At 63.1% G+C, this 15,916-nt stretch carries 13 protein-coding genes; 1 reads left to right on the plus strand and 12 read right to left on the minus strand.

Annotated elements, in window-relative coordinates; all coding sequences use genetic code 11:
• Positions 1-127: 127 nt before the first annotated feature.
• The 12 genes from CFII68_RS21730 to CFII68_RS21675 are packed head-to-tail and all read right to left on the minus strand — an operon-like array spanning position 128 to position 13,458.
• Positions 128-1,432 carry a lipopolysaccharide biosynthesis protein gene (locus CFII68_RS21730; RefSeq protein WP_018602631.1) on the minus strand — a complete coding sequence of 435 codons (1,305 nt, stop codon included), beginning with the start codon at positions 1,430-1,432 and terminating at the stop codon, positions 128-130.
• A complete protein-coding gene (locus CFII68_RS21725; protein ID WP_018602632.1) occupies positions 1,429-2,433 on the minus strand; it encodes a polysaccharide deacetylase family protein in 1,005 nt (334 codons plus the stop codon). Before CFII68_RS21725 ends, CFII68_RS21730 begins: the two co-directional genes overlap by 4 nt.
• Before the next feature lie 12 nt (positions 2,434-2,445).
• Positions 2,446-3,582, minus strand: a complete 1,137-nt coding sequence (locus tag CFII68_RS21720; RefSeq protein WP_018602635.1) for a glycosyltransferase family 2 protein — start codon at positions 3,580-3,582, stop codon at positions 2,446-2,448.
• Positions 3,575-4,534 carry a glycosyltransferase gene (locus CFII68_RS21715; protein ID WP_018602636.1) on the minus strand — a complete coding sequence of 320 codons (960 nt, stop codon included), beginning with the start codon at positions 4,532-4,534 and terminating at the stop codon, positions 3,575-3,577. The genes CFII68_RS21720 and CFII68_RS21715 overlap by 8 nt, the downstream gene beginning before the upstream one ends.
• Complete coding sequence (locus CFII68_RS21710) at positions 4,531-5,901, minus strand: O-antigen ligase (protein ID WP_018602638.1); 1,371 nt, start codon at positions 5,899-5,901, stop codon at positions 4,531-4,533. The genes CFII68_RS21715 and CFII68_RS21710 overlap by 4 nt, the downstream gene beginning before the upstream one ends.
• A complete protein-coding gene (locus tag CFII68_RS21705; RefSeq protein WP_033062448.1) occupies positions 5,898-7,001 on the minus strand; it encodes a glycosyltransferase family 4 protein in 1,104 nt (367 codons plus the stop codon). Before CFII68_RS21705 ends, CFII68_RS21710 begins: the two co-directional genes overlap by 4 nt.
• The gene (locus tag CFII68_RS21700) at positions 6,998-8,590 is read right to left on the minus strand and encodes a Wzz/FepE/Etk N-terminal domain-containing protein (RefSeq protein WP_018602642.1); all 1,593 of its coding nucleotides are present in this window, start codon (positions 8,588-8,590) and stop codon (positions 6,998-7,000) included. Before CFII68_RS21700 ends, CFII68_RS21705 begins: the two co-directional genes overlap by 4 nt.
• Before the next feature lie 17 nt (positions 8,591-8,607).
• On the minus strand, positions 8,608-9,630 hold the full coding sequence (locus CFII68_RS21695) for a polysaccharide biosynthesis/export family protein (RefSeq protein WP_018602644.1): 1,023 nt from the start codon (positions 9,628-9,630) through the stop codon (positions 8,608-8,610).
• Between the two features lie 20 nt (positions 9,631-9,650).
• Positions 9,651-10,295, minus strand: a complete 645-nt coding sequence (locus CFII68_RS21690; protein ID WP_014337506.1) for a CpsD/CapB family tyrosine-protein kinase — start codon at positions 10,293-10,295, stop codon at positions 9,651-9,653.
• The gene (locus CFII68_RS21685) at positions 10,296-11,042 is read right to left on the minus strand and encodes a sugar transferase (protein ID WP_018602647.1); all 747 of its coding nucleotides are present in this window, start codon (positions 11,040-11,042) and stop codon (positions 10,296-10,298) included.
• Complete coding sequence (locus tag CFII68_RS21680) at positions 11,039-12,097, minus strand: NAD-dependent epimerase (protein ID WP_018602649.1); 1,059 nt, start codon at positions 12,095-12,097, stop codon at positions 11,039-11,041. Before CFII68_RS21680 ends, CFII68_RS21685 begins: the two co-directional genes overlap by 4 nt.
• A complete protein-coding gene (locus tag CFII68_RS21675) occupies positions 12,094-13,458 on the minus strand; it encodes a UDP-glucose/GDP-mannose dehydrogenase family protein (RefSeq protein ID WP_033062449.1) in 1,365 nt (454 codons plus the stop codon). The genes CFII68_RS21680 and CFII68_RS21675 overlap by 4 nt, the downstream gene beginning before the upstream one ends.
• A 376-nt stretch (positions 13,459-13,834) precedes the next feature.
• Here CFII68_RS21675 and CFII68_RS21670 point away from each other — a divergent pair, with 376 nt between their 5' ends.
• The gene (locus CFII68_RS21670) at positions 13,835-15,532 is read left to right on the plus strand and encodes a sulfatase-like hydrolase/transferase (RefSeq protein WP_018602652.1); all 1,698 of its coding nucleotides are present in this window, start codon (positions 13,835-13,837) and stop codon (positions 15,530-15,532) included.
• The last annotated feature ends 384 nt before the right edge of the window (positions 15,533-15,916 follow it).

The raw sequence follows: 15,916 nt of genomic DNA on the forward strand, positions 1-15,916 counted from the left end.
GGGCTTGCTCGCGAAGAGGGCGGCACATCCACCTTCACTGCAAGCTGATTCGGCGCTCTCACAAGGTCACCACCACCCCCTGTGGGAGCGAGCTTGCTCGCGATGCCGGTTTGGCTGGCAACCGCACTCATGCCGATTTCCCAAGCAGCATTTTGCGCATCGGCAGCAAGTCGCTGGGCAGGATGATCAGTGTCTGCCACAGCGCTACGCCGCTGAGGCGGCAGTACATGGCCAGCAGCGCCAGGGTCACGCCCAGGTAGGCGATTGACGACGCGGCGGCGGCCCCGACGATGCCGTAGCGGGGAATCAGGATCAGGTTCAGCGCCAGGTTCAGCAGCGCCCCCACGCCCATCAGCAGCGAAACCGTGCCAGGTCGGTCCTTGCCCAGCAGATCCAGGCGCAGGATGCTCGCGTAGCACAGCCCGAACAGCCCCGGCAGCAGCGCCAGCAAGGCGGGATACGCCGGCTGGTAGGCGGCGCCAAACAAGGTGACGATCAGCCATTGGCCGATCAGCGCCATGCTCAGGCAGGCGCCGAGCATCACCGTGGCGGTCAGGCGCAAGGCCAATGGCGTCAGGCGCTGCATGTCGCGGTCCTGCTGCAACAGGCGTTTCATCAGCGGCGTGGTGACGGCCTCCGGCACGATCAGCAGCAGTTCGGCGGCGGCGCTGGCCATGGCGTAGTGACCCAGGGCCGTGCTGCCCAGCAGGGCACCGATGAACAGGAAGTCCGAGCGCAGCAGCATTTGCTGGAACAACAAGTCCGGATGGCTGCGGGCGCCGTAGCGCAACAGTTCGTTCTGATGGGTGCGATCCCAGCGCAGAGTGACCACATGATCGCGGCGCAACCACATCCAACCGGCCAGCACCACCAGGCTCAGGCCCGCCAGCCAACTGATCAGCGCCGCTTCCAGGGCGGCATCTTTCCACATCCAGAACAACACCAGGAACAGCAGCAGCGGCGCCAGGGATTCCATCAGGCGCAAGGCATTGAAGGCACCCACGCCACCGGAGGCGTTGTGCAGTGTCAGCAGGCCGCTCTTGAGCACGGTCAACGGCACGGCCAGCAACAACAGCCAGGCGAGCAATCCCAATTGCGTGGCGATGTCCAGTTCGCCGCCGAACTCGCGCACCAGCGCCACCACCAGCAAGGTCAGCAGCCCGGCCAGCAGGCAGCCGAAGACCAGCACCTGGCTGAGCAACAGACCCATCGAGCGCTGCTGCGCCGCCTGATAACCCACGGCGGAATTCAGCCCGCCGCTGGTGGCGGCGCTGATCAGGTCCGGCAGGGTGCTGAGCAAGGCGAACAACCCACGTTCGCTGGGCCCGAGAATCCGCGCCAGCAGCACATTGCGCAGCAGGCGCAGGCCGATCATCGCCAGGCGCGTGCCCATGCTCAGCGCCAGGTGCTTGAGGTAGTGAGCGCGGCTCATGGGCGTGCCCCTCGGCGAATGCGCCAGGCCAGTAATTCAGGGTGATGGGCATTGTGTTGGCTGACGCCGAAACGTGGCACGTTCAAGGGATCGCCGTCGTTGCGATACAGCCCCGCCTCGGTGCCGAGGGCGAAGGCAAAACCATGGGCCGCCACCTGTTGGCGCACGCGCTCATCGTTATCGCCGTTGGGGTAGCAATACACCGGCAAGGGGTGGGCGCAGCCGTTTTCCAGGGCGATCCAGCTGCGCGTCAGTTCTTCGTGCAGGCGCTGGTCGTCCAGCCCGGTCAGGATCGCGTGGCTGGCGCCATGGGGGCCAAAGCGGACCAGGCCGGAGTCTTCGAGCATGCGCACCTGGGGCCAGTCCAGGGCCTGGGGCTGGGCGCCCTGTGGGCAGGCGTCGGTAAGGTCGCTCAACGTGTGTGTGTCGAGACTCTTGAGGCTTTGCAGATAATGCAGCAGCGCCAGGCTGCGGCGCTCGTCGTCGATGTCATCGAGCAGCACCGGCAACGGTCGACCGATGTGCTGCAAGTGCTCGATCAATGTGCGCCGTGCCACCTGGCCATGGCTGCCCCAGAGGGTTTCGCCGATGCTTTCCCACCAGAAGTGCTGGCGGCTGCCGATGAAATCGGTGGAGAGGAAAATACTCGCCGGCACCTGGTACTGGCGCAACAACGGAAAGGCATTCATGGCGTTGTCGCGCCAACCGTCGTCGAAGGTCAGGGCGACCCGCGGGCGGTTCGGGACGTTTTCAGGATCGGCCAGCAACAAGCTCATCAGCGGCACGCACTCGAAATGCCGTTGCAGCCAGATCAGCAAATGTTCAAACGCTTCGGGCCCCACGCACAACTCGTTGCGATGGGGCAGCTCCGCGGCGCGGTCGTTATTCAACACACGATGAAGCATCAGGATCACGCCGGCGCCACGCAGGGGATGGCGACCCAGGGACGTGTTCAGGTAGAGCCAGCCGCCGGTGCGCTTGAAGACTTGTTTGATCGACATCGGCCCTTCTCCTCAGCGGTTCTGCTCGGGGTTCCATTGGCTGTAGCGCTGGCCCCGCAGGAACTGCCAGAGCCCGATGCTCATGCCCGCCAGCGTCACCAGTACGAATGCGGCCAGGCGAAAGGGCCGGGGCAAGCGGTGGCGCGCGTCCATCAAACCGATCAGCGCCATGGCGTAACCGAGCAATTGCGCCACCAGGCTCAGGCGATAGAACGGATGGTCGTTCCACAGCCAGGCATTGCTCAGCAACAGTGGCAGCAGCAACACCGGCGCCAGGCGGCGGATCAACTTGTGGCTGATCAGCCCGATGGCGTAGAGCCCGTGACGCAGTGGGTTAAGCAACGCCCGGCGCTGGGCCAGGCTCTGCAACCCGCCGACGGTGACTCGCTGGCGACGGCGAAACTGCTTGTCGGCTTCGTCCACGCCCTGATCAGTCACCCGGGCCAGGGGGGCATAGACGATGGATTTGCCGGCGGCGGGTGCGCAGGTGCTGAGGAAAAAGTCATCGTTGACCTGGGCCGGTATCGGTTGGAACAGCCCCCGGCGCAGGGCCAACAGCGCACCGTCGGCCGAGACCATGCAACCGGTGCGGCTCTCCACCCGACGCAACCAGCCTTCGTAATGACGATACAGGCTGTCGCCCAGGCTCAGGCCCTTGCCCGGCACCGGGATTTCCATGTGCCCGGCACAGGCGCCGACTTCGGGATCGCCCAAGGGCGCCAGCAGATGGCCGAGGGTGTCGTTGGCCCATTGGTTATCGGCGTCGGTAAACACCAGGATCTGACCGCTGCTGTGGGCGACACCGGTATTGAGGGCGGCGGCCTTGCCCTGGCGCGGCAGGTCGAGCACGCTGATGCGCGGATCGATCACCTTGCGCGCGCAGGCCACCGTGTCGTCGGTGGAGCCGTCGCTGGCGAGGATGATTTGCAGCGAATGGGCCCGATAGTCCTGGGCCAGCAAGGTGCGCAACTTCTCTTCGATGTGCCGCGCCTCGTTGTGGGCGGCAATGACGATGCTCACGTCCATCGGCAACGCCTTGCCGTAGCGCCGCAGCGGAAACAGCGGCACCAGCAGGCTCAACATCAAGGGGTAACCGAGGTAGGCGTACACCGGCAGCAACAGGCACGACCAATAAATGAATTCAGCCACGGGCAGGTCTCCTGGCATTCCAATGACACAGGTTGAGCAGCAGGGCGGCGCCGGTCAGGTGCAGGCGCACGCCATGCAAGGCCCACAATTGCAAGGTCAGGCGCGGCTCGCGCCGGCTCTGGCGCAGGCTCAGGAACAAAGGCGGCAGGGCGGTGACCAGCAACAACGTCAGCGCCAGGTGCAACTGCCCCTGGAGCAACGCGAGCACGGCCAGCAGGTCCAAGCCCCAGGCGCCCACTGACAGCGCCGGGAAACGCAGCAGGCGCAGGCTCGGGCCATGGCTGCGGAGCAATTGCAGATGGCTGCCCTGGCGCCACAGTTCCTTGCTCATCCACTCGCGCCAACTGCCCTCGTAGCCCCAGTGCAGGGCCACGCTTTCGTTGACCAGCAGCAATTGCGCCTCGGCCTGGCGCAGGCGCCAGGAGAAGTCCTTGTCTTCGCCAGTGCGCAGGGTTTCGTCGAAGCCACCGACCCGTTCGAACCAGCGGCGACGCATCAACAGGTTGGCACTGGGCAGCCACTGCACCCGATGCAGGAGGCGTGACCCCGGGCGTTGGCTGCGGCGCTGCCAGGCTTCGGCGAACCACGGCGCCTGCCGGGGCGTGTCGAGGTCCAGGCCGAGTACGTCGCCCTGGTGACCTTCGAGCTCCAGCAGCAGCGTGAGCCAGTCGGCCGGCATTTCGATGTCGGCATCGATGAACGCCAGCCAGTCACCCTGGGCGGCGGCGGCACCGCGGTTGCGCAGGGCGCCGATGTGCACGCCTGGCACGATCAACACCCGTGCCCCCAACTCGTTGGCGATGCGCGGGCCGTGGTCGTCGGAGCCGTTGTCCACCACGATCAATTCACATGCCAGGCCTGCCTGGCGGGCGGCTTCCTGCGCCGCTTGCAGCGTACGGCCGATGTGCCGGGCCTCGTTGTACATCGGGATGACAATGCTGACGCAGCTCATGGACGAGCCTCCTGTGGCGCGGCCTGCTCGGCGTCGTAGCGCAACACACTGGTGAGGGCGAGCATGATCCACAGCAACTTGTGGTTCGGCGCACTGAGGAACATCAGGAACAACGCCAGCGAGAGGAAACTCATGCCCAGGTGCGTCAGCAGGTCCGCCTGCGCCCAGTCCCGCCGCTGCAGCCAGAGCCGACGGGCGTGCAGCAGGTTGTACAGGCCAAGGCCGATCATGGCGACGAACATCAGCCCGGCCGGGATGCCGATTTCGCTGAAGATTTCCAGGTAGGTGTTATGGGCCCGGCGATACAGGTCACTCAGTTTGCGGTTGGCTGAGAACGCCTTGGCATAGCCGGTGGGCGCGTAGTGCAGGGGAAAGGTCCCGGGGCCTGAGCCGAGCATCGGGTTCTCGCGGATCATCTGGCTGCCGACCAGGATGTACGAAGCACGGCGGCCCAGGGATTCGTCCTGGTGGGCGCTGGCGCCGGCACTGAGGATGCTCAATGACTGGATGCGCGCGACGTAGCCGGCCGGCATCACGGCGATTGCCAAGGGAATCAGCAATGCCAGCCCAAGCATGGCGAAGCCCAGGTGCCGTGGACGGATACGCGGCAACTGCGCGCGGTAGTGATACAGGCCGATCATCAGGCTGAGCATCAACACCACCAGCCCTGAGCGCGACTCGGTCTTGGTCATGCCGCCCAGCAGCAGGATGAAACAGCCGCCCCAGAACAACCGGTGCAGCAAGCTTGGGCCACGCACCACCAGCAGCAACGCCAGCGGCACGGTAAAGGCGATCAGCAGGGCGAAGGTGTTCGGGTCTTCCAGCAGGCCGGACGCGCGGCCCTGGTCCTGGTACTTGGCCGAAAACATCGCCAGCACGCAGGTGGTGGTGACGCTCAAGGTCATCAGTCGGCAGAACAGATCCAGGTTCAATTCACGACCGATCAGCAAGGTGATCACGAACAGGATCAACCCCACCGTCAGCTCGCGAAAATGGGTCGTGGACAGGCCCATGTTTTCCGACAGCAACAGGCTCAGGCCGTACAGCAGCATGAAGCCGATCAGCGGCCGCCAGATATTGCTGCGCAGGCGCGTCCCGGGAATCTGGTGCAGGGCCAACTGCAACATCAGGATCATGATCAGCGCCAGGCCAAAGAATTTGCTGCCGGAAAAGGCGCTGTCCTTGAACAGGCCTTCGAACGGCACCAGGGCGGCAATGCCCAACAGGCCCCACATGGGCTTGCGGTACAGCACGGCAACGCCGACCAGACCGAACACCGCGCCCGGCGCGAGGAACGGATAAGGGCTGGCCAGCAACGCCAGGCACACCAGGCCCAGCAGACTGATGATCGAGAGTGGGACAATCATGAGCGGGCCTCCCGTGCCGTGCGGATGTAAAGCTGCGACCAGCGTTCGGCCAGCGTGCGCAGGTCGTAGCGGTCCCGTTGGGTGCGGCGCGCGTTGTCGGCCAGGATCCGCGCCAGGGGCGGTTCGCTGAACAGCGTTTCGATCTGCGCCGCCAGTTCCGCGCTGTCGGCCGGTGCCGCGAGCAGGCCGTTATGGCGGTCCTGCAACACGTCGGGAATGCCGCCGACGCCGAACGCCACCACCGGCACGCCGGCCTGCATGGCTTCGAGCAGAATCATCGGCGTGCCTTCGGTGCGTGAGCTGATCACCAGGGCGTCGAGGCGACTCCACCAGGCGTTCATGTCGGTCTGGTAGCCGGGCAATTCGATGCGCGTGGGCAGTCCGGCATCGGTGATGCGCTTGAGCAGCGCCTGGCGTTCCGGGCCGTCGCCGAGCATCACCGCGTGCAGCGATGAATGCTTCTGGCACAGCGGGATCATGGCGTCGAGGAACAGGTCCGGGCCTTTCTCGCTGCTCAAGCGGCCGACGTAGCCGACCCGCCAGCGTTGCTTGTCGGCGCGATGGGCCAACGGCGTACTGGCCGCTGGCAGGCCATTGGGGATGACATCGAGTTTTTCCGCTCGCACGCTGGCCCGGCGATGCAGCGTGGCGATGCTCTCGGCCACGCAGACGACCCGCTTGACCGAGGCGGTGCGGCACAGTTGCAGGCTCAGCCAGGTATAGAAACGCTGCTTGGGGCTCCGTGGCGTGAAGCCATGCTGGGTGATCACCAGCGGCAGGCGCAGCAGCGTGGCCGCCGACCAGCCGAACAACAGCCCCTTGAAGTTGTGGGTGTTGATCAGTGGTCGCTCGTCCCGGCGCTGGCGCAGGTGCTGCAACAACTCGGCCCAACTGGCGCAATGACGGCAATCGACCCCGGCCTGGCGAAAACGCGTGATCAAGGTCGGTGGCGCCGCCAGGAACAGCACCTGGTGCTGGCCGGGCGTCGCCAGGCAATGATCGAGCAGCATCCGCTCGGCCCCGTAGAAGCCGCCGCTGTCGAGCAGATGAATGATCGACAGGGGGCTGCTGTGGCGGGTCGGGCCGAACGGCGCGTTCAATTTCGCACCCAATGGACAAGGCTGGGCAGGCTCCAGTTGCGGTGCGGGTTGACCCGGTCGGGGGACTGCTCGTTGATCACCAACAGCACCGGCACATCCAATTGCTGGGTGATTTGCGCTGGGTGCTTGAAGCGATGGTCGAAGAACTCACGCACATAGACCAGGGCGATCGCCAGCAGCAGGCCGCTGAACATGCCGAAGACAATGATCAGCATCGGCTTGGGAAAGGCCGGGGCGGTCGGTTCGAACGGTGGGCTCAGGACCCGCGCGTTGGACAGGTCGGTGTCCAGCGAGCGCGCGGTGCTGGCTTCGGCGAAACGCTGGGCATAGGTGGAGAACGCCGCATGCAGGGCGTTGATCTCAGTGTCCATCTGCCGCAGCTTGCTTTGGGTTTCCTGCAACTGGTGGATGCGCTCCTTGAAGGTGGCGATACGCTCGATCTTCTGATTGATCACCGAACTGACCACCGCCAGGTCGGTGGTGCGCTCCTGGATGCGGTTGTTCACCACTTTCAGGAACTGCTGGCGTGTGCGGATGATCTGCTCCCGGGCCAGCAGCATCGGTTCGCTGCCGGGCTGGAAGATCGCCAGGTCATTCATGTAGCGGCTGACCTGGCTGGTCAGTTGCTCGCCCAGTTGCCTGATTTCCCGGTCTTCGAAGGCAATGTTGTCCACGGTGGTGGTGAAGGTGAACGGGAAGGTGTAGTCGTTGAACCGCGAGCTGTTCGCTGCGGCGAGACTGGTCTTGAGGTAATCGAGCCAGCGTTGGCTTTGCAGCAGGCGATCCTGGTACAGGTTCAGGGCCTGTTCTTCGGTGTTGATGGCGTTCAGGCGGAAAGTGATTTCTTCCTTGGGGTCGGATGAACCGATGTTTTCCAGCAGCCCCAGGCGGGTGCCTTCCAGGCCGTCGAGACGGGTCTGGTATTGGGCTTTCTTCTGCTCATAGAACGTCTGCGGCATTTCGATCGATTGCAGGTCCTGGCGGTTGCTGAGGTAGTTCTGCAGCAGTTGCGCCACGAACCGGGTGCCTTGGGCCGGGTCGCCGAAACTGTAGACGATGGAGATGACGTTGGAGCCGGGCAGGGTCTCGATCTTCAGGTTTTCGATGGCCTCTTCGGTCAGCGTATCGAGCACGGTGTCGCGCACCGGATCGACCTCTAACCCCAGGCCATCGCGCAGCGGGTTGATGACGTACTCGCGCAGCGGTCGGGTGATGTAGAGCTTGAGCGGTTCGCTCACCCATTTGTTGAAAATGCCGGGGCTTGGGGTGTATTCGCCCTGGTCGCGCAGGGTGCTGATGGTCTGTCGGATCAACGCCGGCGAGCGCAGGATATTGCTCTCGGTTTCCATGTCCGCCAGGGACGGCGGGATGAAGGTCGCGTTCTCTTGGTTCAGCGACGTGGTGGCGTCGCCCTGGGAGAGTTTTTTCGACTGGACGATCACCTGGGCGGTGATATCGAAGCTCTGCTTGAGCATCAACGGCAGCACCAGGGCGATCACGGCGAAGATCAGGAAAACGCGCTTCACCCACTGCTTGTTGGCGAAGAAGATCCTGAAAAACTCATGCAAATAATTTTCCTTGGGGTTCATGATCGGTCACCTGAGTTTCAGTTGTCGCTGCCTTTGTTGTCGACGCGGTAGCCGAAGCCGAACCCGACGCCCTGGAACAGCACTACGTCGGCCAGTTGCCTGGCCGTTTCGCCGGCTTTGGCCAGTCCGGTCTTGGGCACGTACAACATGTCCTCCGGCTGCAGGTAGGCGATCTGCGAGGCGTCGCCGCTCAAGGCCTTTTCCACGTCGTAGTGACGGGCTTCGACCTGGTTGCCGTTGCGGCGCATGATCATCACCGAGTCGAGCCGGGCCTTGACGTTCGTGCCACGGGCCAGGGTCAGGGCTTCGAGAACCGAGATCGGCCGGCGGATCGCATAGGCGCCGGGTTGGGCCACTTCACCGAGTACATAGATCTCGTTGCCGGCGGTGGACTTGAGCAGCACATCCACGGTCATGTGGCCGGGCAGTTGGGCGTAGCGCTCGTTGAGGAGGGTCTCCAGCTGGGTGACGGTCATGCCTTGCAACGGCACCGAGCCAATTTCCGGGAAGCTGGCGTAGCCATCCCGGCCCACGATGATTTCCCGACTCATGCCCGTGGCCGGGTGGGTCAGGGTGTTGCGCAGGTTCGCCTCGCCGGAGAGCGGGCTGGTCACCAGGACGGTCAATTGGTTGCGATTGGGTTGGAACAGCATCTTCTGGTCATAGGCACGCTGCACCGCCAGGCGCGCCTCGTCGGTGGTCAACCCGGCGACTTTCACCGAGGTGTTGGCCCCAGGCAGTTCGATACGGCCGTCGGGCATCACCTGTTGCGTGCCATTGAGCTGGCTGGCGGCGGTGAAGTTCAGGGCAACCTGGTCGCCCGGTTGCACTCGATATGCCTGGGAGGAGGTCGTGCCGATGTGGAAGATCACATCCAGTACATCCTGGGGCCGCAAGGTCTGTTCGACCTTGGGCATGTCGGTGGCCTGGGCATTGGCCGGCGCAGCCGTGAGGATCTGCACCGGCATCGAGCGGGTATCACTGGTACTGGAGCAACCGGCAAGCGGCAGCAACAGCAGGACAAGCATTCTGGCGTTCATCTCGTCATCCTTTTGCAGGCTTACAGGTTGTTGTAGAGCCACTTGGGCATGTAGTACTTGCGGCGGTTGAACACGCTGCCCACCACCTTCGCGCCGGCCTGGGACAGGCGTTGGCGAGCGGCCTGGGCCACTTCCCAGCGGGTGTCTTCACCGCGCACCACCAGCACCACGCCGTCTACCTGGGTGCTGAGTACCAGCGTGTCGCTGGCCGAATACACTGCGTCGGCGTCGATCACCACAAAGCGGTACTGCGCCGCCAGTTGCCTGAACAGTGGGCGCAGTCGCTCGGGGCTCAGGTGCTCGGCATTGCGGCCCAGGCGCCCGTGGGGCAGCACGTCGAAGGGCAGGCTGGACGCTTGCACCACGCAGTCCTGCAACAAGGGCGGGGCGAGGCTGTTGAACAACAGGTCGGTGAAACCGCGCTCCTTGTGCAACGACAGCTGCTGGCTGAGGTTGCGCGGTGACTGGCTGGCATCCACCAGCAGTACGCGGCCGTTGCTCATCTGCGCCAGTTGAGCGGCCAGCGCCATGGCGCTGGTGCTGGTGCCGGTACCGGTGTTGGCGGCCGTCAAGAGCAGGATCCGCAGGGAAGGGTCGAGCACGGTCGAGGTCAGGTTGGTCTCGCTCGGGCTTGCTATGGTCAGGATATTGGTTGAACCGTCCATTTAACTCGCTCCGTGGCCGCTGAAAACTTTGAAGGGGGTAATCATCAGGATCTTCAAATCCAGCCACAGGCTCTGTTCAGCGATATAGCTGAGGTCCAATTCCACGCGCTGGTCGAAGTCGATATTGCTGCGCCCGGAGATCTGCCAAAGGCCGGTCATGCCGGGGTAGATGCTCAGGCGCACAAGATGGTTGTCCTTGTAGCGATAGGCGTTGAACGAGGTCGGCCGCGGGCCCACCAGGCGCATGTCGCCGGTCACTACATTGATCAGGTTCGGCAGTTCATCGAGGCTGCTTCGTCGCAGGAACCGGCCGATGGGCGTGATGCGCGGATCGTTGTCGATCTTGAAGTCGATGGCTTCGGCGCCGTGTTTGTTGAGGTGGCGCAGCGACTCCTTGAGAGCCTCGGCGTCGGCAACCATGGTGCGGAACTTGTACATGCCGAAGACCCGCCCGCGATACCCGGTGCGCTTTTGCACGAACAACACGGGACCGGGGCTGGAGAACTTCACCAGCAGCGCCAGGCCCAGCAGCAGCGGGCAGAACACCAGCAGGATCGCCAGTGCGCCGAGGCAGGCCACTACGCGGTTGGTGCGCGAGACCGTCCAGGGCCGGCCGCCGTCGCGACCGGTCAACCAACCACGGCCCTGGCGGTGGATGGCCGCGTCCAGGCGCCTGCGGTGCTCCGGATCGACACGCTTGTCGCGTCCCGGGGCGTTGATCTCGATGACTTGCTCATGTCGGGTCATAGACTCCTCCGCTGAACTTCAGCCGCGAACGGCGTATGGGCGATGGGTACTGCGTAGTAATCGACGAACCACTGGATGAAACGACCCAGGCCGTCGTCCAGTTCGATACACGGCTTGAAGCCGGTGGCCCGTGCCAGGTCGCTGGCATCGGCGCAGGTGTTGAGCACATCCCCCGCTTGCAGGGGCAGCAATTCGATACGGGCGGTTCGTCCCAGGTGTTTTTCCAGCAGCGCGACATAGGTGCGCAGCGCCACCGGGTGCTGCCCGCCGATGTTGTAGATCTGCCAGGGCGCGCGGCTGGTGGCCGGGTCCGGTTGTTCGTGATCCAACAGTGGCGTGACCTGGGGCGCACGTTCGATCAGGCGGGCGATGCTTTCGACGATGTCGTCGATGTAGGTGAAATCGCGTTGGTGTTCGCCGTGGTTGAACAGCTGCAGCACGTGGTCTTCGGCGATGGCGCGGGCAAACTGGATCGGCGACATGTCCGGCCGGCCCCAAGGGCCGTACACCGTGAAGAAGCGCAGGCCGGTGCAGGGAATGCCGAACAGGTGGCTGTAGCTGTGGGCCATCAGTTCGTTGGCTTTTTTGCTGGCCGCGTACAGCGACAGCGGATGGTCGACGTTGTCCTGCACCGAATAAGGCGTGCGCGAGTTGGCGCCGTATACCGAACTTGAGGAGGCGTAGATCAGGTGCTTGACCGGATAGCGGCGGCAGTTTTCCAGGATGTTCAGGAACCCGGTGATGTTGCTGTCGACATAGGCCTGCGGGTTCTCCAGGGAGTAGCGCACGCCGGCCTGGGCCGCGAGGTGAATCACGACGTCCGGGCGCCGGGCCTGGAACAGTTCATCGATGGCCGGCGCGTCGGCCAGATCGATCCGCGCCAGGGGAAAATCGCCGGCCTGGTCGTTTACCCAGGTCACGCGGTCGTGCTTGAGCTGCGGGTCGTAGTAGTCGTTGAAATTGTCCAGCCCGCACACCCGATGGCCGTCGCGCAGCAGTCGCAGCACGACGTGGGCGCCGATGAAGCCGGCTGCGCCGGTGACCAGGATGTTCACGCTTGTGGCCCTGGTGTCGGAGTACCGGGCACGGTGTGCCGCAGCCCGATACCGCGATACAGCAACCCGGCGGCGGCCAGGTGTTCGGGGTTGTACAGGTTGCGGCCATCGATGATCACCCGGGCGCGCAACTTGCTGGCCAGCAGGTCGAAGTCCACCACGCGAAAATTCTTCCACTCGGTGCAGATCACCAGGGCGTCGGCATCCTCCAGAGTATCGTCGCGGGTGGCGCAGAGGTTCAGGTCCTTGCGATAGCCGTAGAGGCGCCGGCATTCGGACATGGCTTCCGGGTCATAGGCATGGACTCGGGCGCCTTCGCGCCACAGCGCTTCCATCAGGTAGCGGCTGGGGGCTTCACGCATGTCATCGGTGTTGGGCTTGAACGCCAGGCCCCAGATGGCAATCGACTTGCCGGCCAGGCCCTCCTGGAACTGTTTCGCCAGTTTCTCGAAGAGGATGTGCCGCTGGCTGTCGTTGACGTCGGTGACGCTGCGCAGCAGGCGCAGTGGCATGCCGCTTTGCTCGGCGGTGTGCAGCAGGGCCCGCAGGTCCTTGGGGAAGCACGAGCCGCCGAAACCGCAGCCGGGGTAGATGAAGTGATAACCGATGCGTGGGTCCGAGCCGATGCCTTTGCGCACCGCTTCGATGTCGGCGCCCAGCCGTTCGGTGAGGTTGGCCAGTTCGTTCATGAAGCTGATGCGGGTGGCGAGCATGGCATTGGCGGCGTACTTGGTCAGTTCGGCGCTGCGGTTGTCCATGAACATCAGTTTTTCGTGGTTGCGGCAAAAGGGCGCGTAGAGCTCCGTCATCTGGTCGCGGGCCAGCGGGTCGGCGGTGCCGACGATGATCCGGTCGGGGCGCATGCAATCGGCCAGCGCACTGCCTTCCTTGAGAAACTCGGGGTTGGACACCACGCGCACGTTCAGCTGTTTCAGGCCTCGCCGCGCCAGTGCCTGGCGAGCGCATTCGGCCACTTTGTCGGCGGTGCCCACCGGCACCGTGGACTTGATGACCAGGGTGCGGTCGCTGTCCATGAAGTCGGCGATTTGCTGGGTGACGGCCAGCACATGGCTCAGGTCGGCCGAGCCGTCTTCATCGGCGGGGGTGCCGACGGCGATGAAAATCAGCTCGCCATGATTGACCGCGTCGCTGGCCTGGGAACTGAACGACAAGCGTCCGGCTTTGATGTTGTCTTCGAGCAAGCTGGACAACCCCGGCTCGCTGATGGTGGGTACGGCTTGTTGCAGTTGCTGGATTTTTTTCGGGTCGATGTCGATGCACAAAACGCGGTGTCCGACGTCGGCCATTGCGGCCGCCTGGATTAGCCCGACATACCCCGTACCAAATACGCTCACGTCCATTTTTGGCGCGCCTCGCAGACCGAATGATGTAACTCGGATGAAACTGTTTAGAGGGGTATAGCGCAGCTTCAGAAAAGCGTGTCAGCAAAATGACAGTTGTCAGTGTTGGCAATTCAAGTGAAGTCGGGCCTTTTGATATCAAGTCCTTGACTGTCTTAATAAAGTGGCTGTTTTATTGGGCTTTACGGGAATTTGACAAAGCGATAAACGGTAGTAATCCATAGATTTTTACATTTTGTGACGGCATTTCGTGTCATTTTTGGGGTAACTTTTTTTTGACGCATGGTTCGGGTGAAGCATTTCTTGCGCTTTGAACATCGGCTGCTAACGTGCAGGAACGAAGCGCTTTCGACAGTGCGATCCGGTCGAGGAAAACATGGCCCGTTACCTCAAGGAACTGCTGCTGGTTCTGTACCTGCTCAAGGGATACGACTATTACCTCGACCGTCTCGACGCGTTGGGCTTGGGCTTGGCAACCTTGCTTTTCGGCACCATGTTTGTGCTGTTGGTGCTGGCGCTGTGGATGAGCGCCTACATACGCCAGACCTTGGTGAGGCATGTGTTTGCCTTGGCGATGTTTTTTTCAGCGGTGTTTTTCGAGGTGTACACCCGGGTCACGGACAGTTACCTGACCTATAGCCAGTTCGTTTCGCTGGTGTACTCGGGAGGATTTATCCAGGAGGCGGCCTATCAGTACCGCGAGGTGATTATCAGCGCGGTGATCAGCGGCTTGCTGCTGTTGTTCGGCATCGCGCTCAAGCCTCAAAGGTCGCTGCGGTTGCCCGGCTACCTGCCCATGGCGGCGCCCGTGTTGGGCGTGTTGTTGCTCAGTGGCGTGTTGTTCGTGCGGGCAGGCGAGGGTGCACGCGGCCTGCCGGTGATGTACACGCCCTTGGCCTATTTGAATCTGTTTGCCTACGAGTCCTTGCACAACACCGTCGGCCCCCGGGAGCCGGTCACCCTGGTACGACGATCGTCTATGATCGAGCAGGATATCGTGCTGATCATCGATGAAAGCATTGGCGGCAATTACCTGGATATCAACACGCCGTTCGGCGTGCACACCGGCCTGAAGACGCCGCCCGAGGGCGTGGATGTCTTCAATTTCGGCTATGCGGCCTCCATCGCCAATTGCAGCGCCGACACCAACGTCACCCTGCGCTACGGCGGCACGCGCACCGACTACGTGCGCATCAACAGCACCCGACCGTCGATCTGGCAGTATGCCAAGAAGGCCGGTTTGCGTACCGTCTACATCGACGCCCAGCGCACCGGCGGCTACCTGCAGAACCTGATGACCGAACTGGAAAAACAGGACATCGACGAATTCGTCCAATTCGACCAGGCCAGCGTGCGCGACCGTGACATGGCGGCGGCGGCGAAGTTGATCGAGCTGTTGGGCGACAACCAGGCCGAGCTGGTGGTGGTCAACAAAGTGGGGGCGCATTTCCCGGTACACGACAAATACCCCGACGACTTCATGAACTACCGCCCAGCCTTGCCGCGAGGGCAGTTCCAGGACGTGGTCGACACCGGCAGCCGCGACGGCTTCAATGGCCAGAAAGATGATTGGCTGTTGTACCGCAACGCCTACCAGAACACCTTGCTGTGGAACGTCGGCGAGTTCTTCAAGCGAATCTTCCAGCAGGCTGATTTGAGCCATGCGGTGTTGATCTATACCTCCGACCACGGCCAGGACTTGCACGAGCGCGGCAACCCCGGGCTCAACACCCATTGCGGCGGTGACCCGGTGGCGGAGGAGGGGTTGGTGCCGTTGGTGGTGATCCAGGGCGCGCAGTTGCATGCCCTGGACTGGCGCCGAGCCTGGGCACAGAACAAAGATCGCTCCAGCCACTACAACATCTTCCCGACGCTGTTGCAGTTGATGGGGTACGAGCCGGCCGGGGTTGAATCGGCCTATGGGAAATCCCTGAGCCAACCAACCGATGATGATTTCACTTTCAACTATCGCTTTAATGCGCGGTTGGGGGCGAAACCGGCTTGGAAACACATCGACTTGGGCGACATCGTGACACCGCAGTCCGGCCAGGTTGAGATGGCGGAGGGGCATTGACTGGTGCTGAGCTCTTGTTGATTGAGTACATATCCATTGCTGCGGTAACGGCCACTTAGGGTTTCGCCCTTACGGCGACTCACTTTTTTTCAGACGCCAAAAAAAGTAAGCAAAAAAGGCTTGCCCCACCACTTGGCACCTCGCCTAGGCTCGGTGTGCCCGAACGAAGGCATTGCTCCGTGGGCCGCCGCGAAGGGCCATCCATGGCCCAGCGCGGCTAACCCGGCATCCATGCCGGGTTGCCCACTGCGCAATGCCTGCGTTCGGCCAGCGTGGTTAACGGGGCGCCGAAATCAACGTCCACCGCGAGGCGGCCTGGTAGCCGACCTGGCTCTCCTGGTCGTACACCCGTCAAATCTGTGGGAGCAAAGCTTGCTCGCGATA

Source organism: Pseudomonas sp. CFII68, assembly GCF_000416195.1.
Lineage (GTDB): Bacteria > Pseudomonadota > Gammaproteobacteria > Pseudomonadales > Pseudomonadaceae > Aquipseudomonas > Aquipseudomonas kilonensis.

What these genes read in the sequence shown, in the direction of transcription:
- CFII68_RS21675 (WP_033062449.1), bottom strand. Translation starts at nt 13,458, where the DNA reads ATGGACGTGAGCGTATTTGGTACGGGGTATGTCGGGCTAATCCAGGCG.
- CFII68_RS21730 (WP_018602631.1), bottom strand. Translation starts at nt 1,432, where the DNA reads ATGAGCCGCGCTCACTACCTCAAGCACCTGGCGCTGAGCATGGGCACG.
- CFII68_RS21695 (WP_018602644.1), bottom strand. Translation starts at nt 9,630, where the DNA reads ATGAACGCCAGAATGCTTGTCCTGCTGTTGCTGCCGCTTGCCGGTTGC.
- CFII68_RS21700 (WP_018602642.1), bottom strand. Translation starts at nt 8,590, where the DNA reads ATGAACCCCAAGGAAAATTATTTGCATGAGTTTTTCAGGATCTTCTTC.
- CFII68_RS21725 (WP_018602632.1), bottom strand. Translation starts at nt 2,433, where the DNA reads ATGTCGATCAAACAAGTCTTCAAGCGCACCGGCGGCTGGCTCTACCTG.
- CFII68_RS21670 (WP_018602652.1), top strand. Translation starts at nt 13,835, where the DNA reads ATGGCCCGTTACCTCAAGGAACTGCTGCTGGTTCTGTACCTGCTCAAG.
- CFII68_RS21715 (WP_018602636.1), bottom strand. Translation starts at nt 4,534, where the DNA reads ATGAGCTGCGTCAGCATTGTCATCCCGATGTACAACGAGGCCCGGCAC.
- CFII68_RS21685 (WP_018602647.1), bottom strand. Translation starts at nt 11,042, where the DNA reads ATGACCCGACATGAGCAAGTCATCGAGATCAACGCCCCGGGACGCGAC.
- CFII68_RS21710 (WP_018602638.1), bottom strand. Translation starts at nt 5,901, where the DNA reads ATGATTGTCCCACTCTCGATCATCAGTCTGCTGGGCCTGGTGTGCCTG.
- CFII68_RS21690 (WP_014337506.1), bottom strand. Translation starts at nt 10,295, where the DNA reads ATGGACGGTTCAACCAATATCCTGACCATAGCAAGCCCGAGCGAGACC.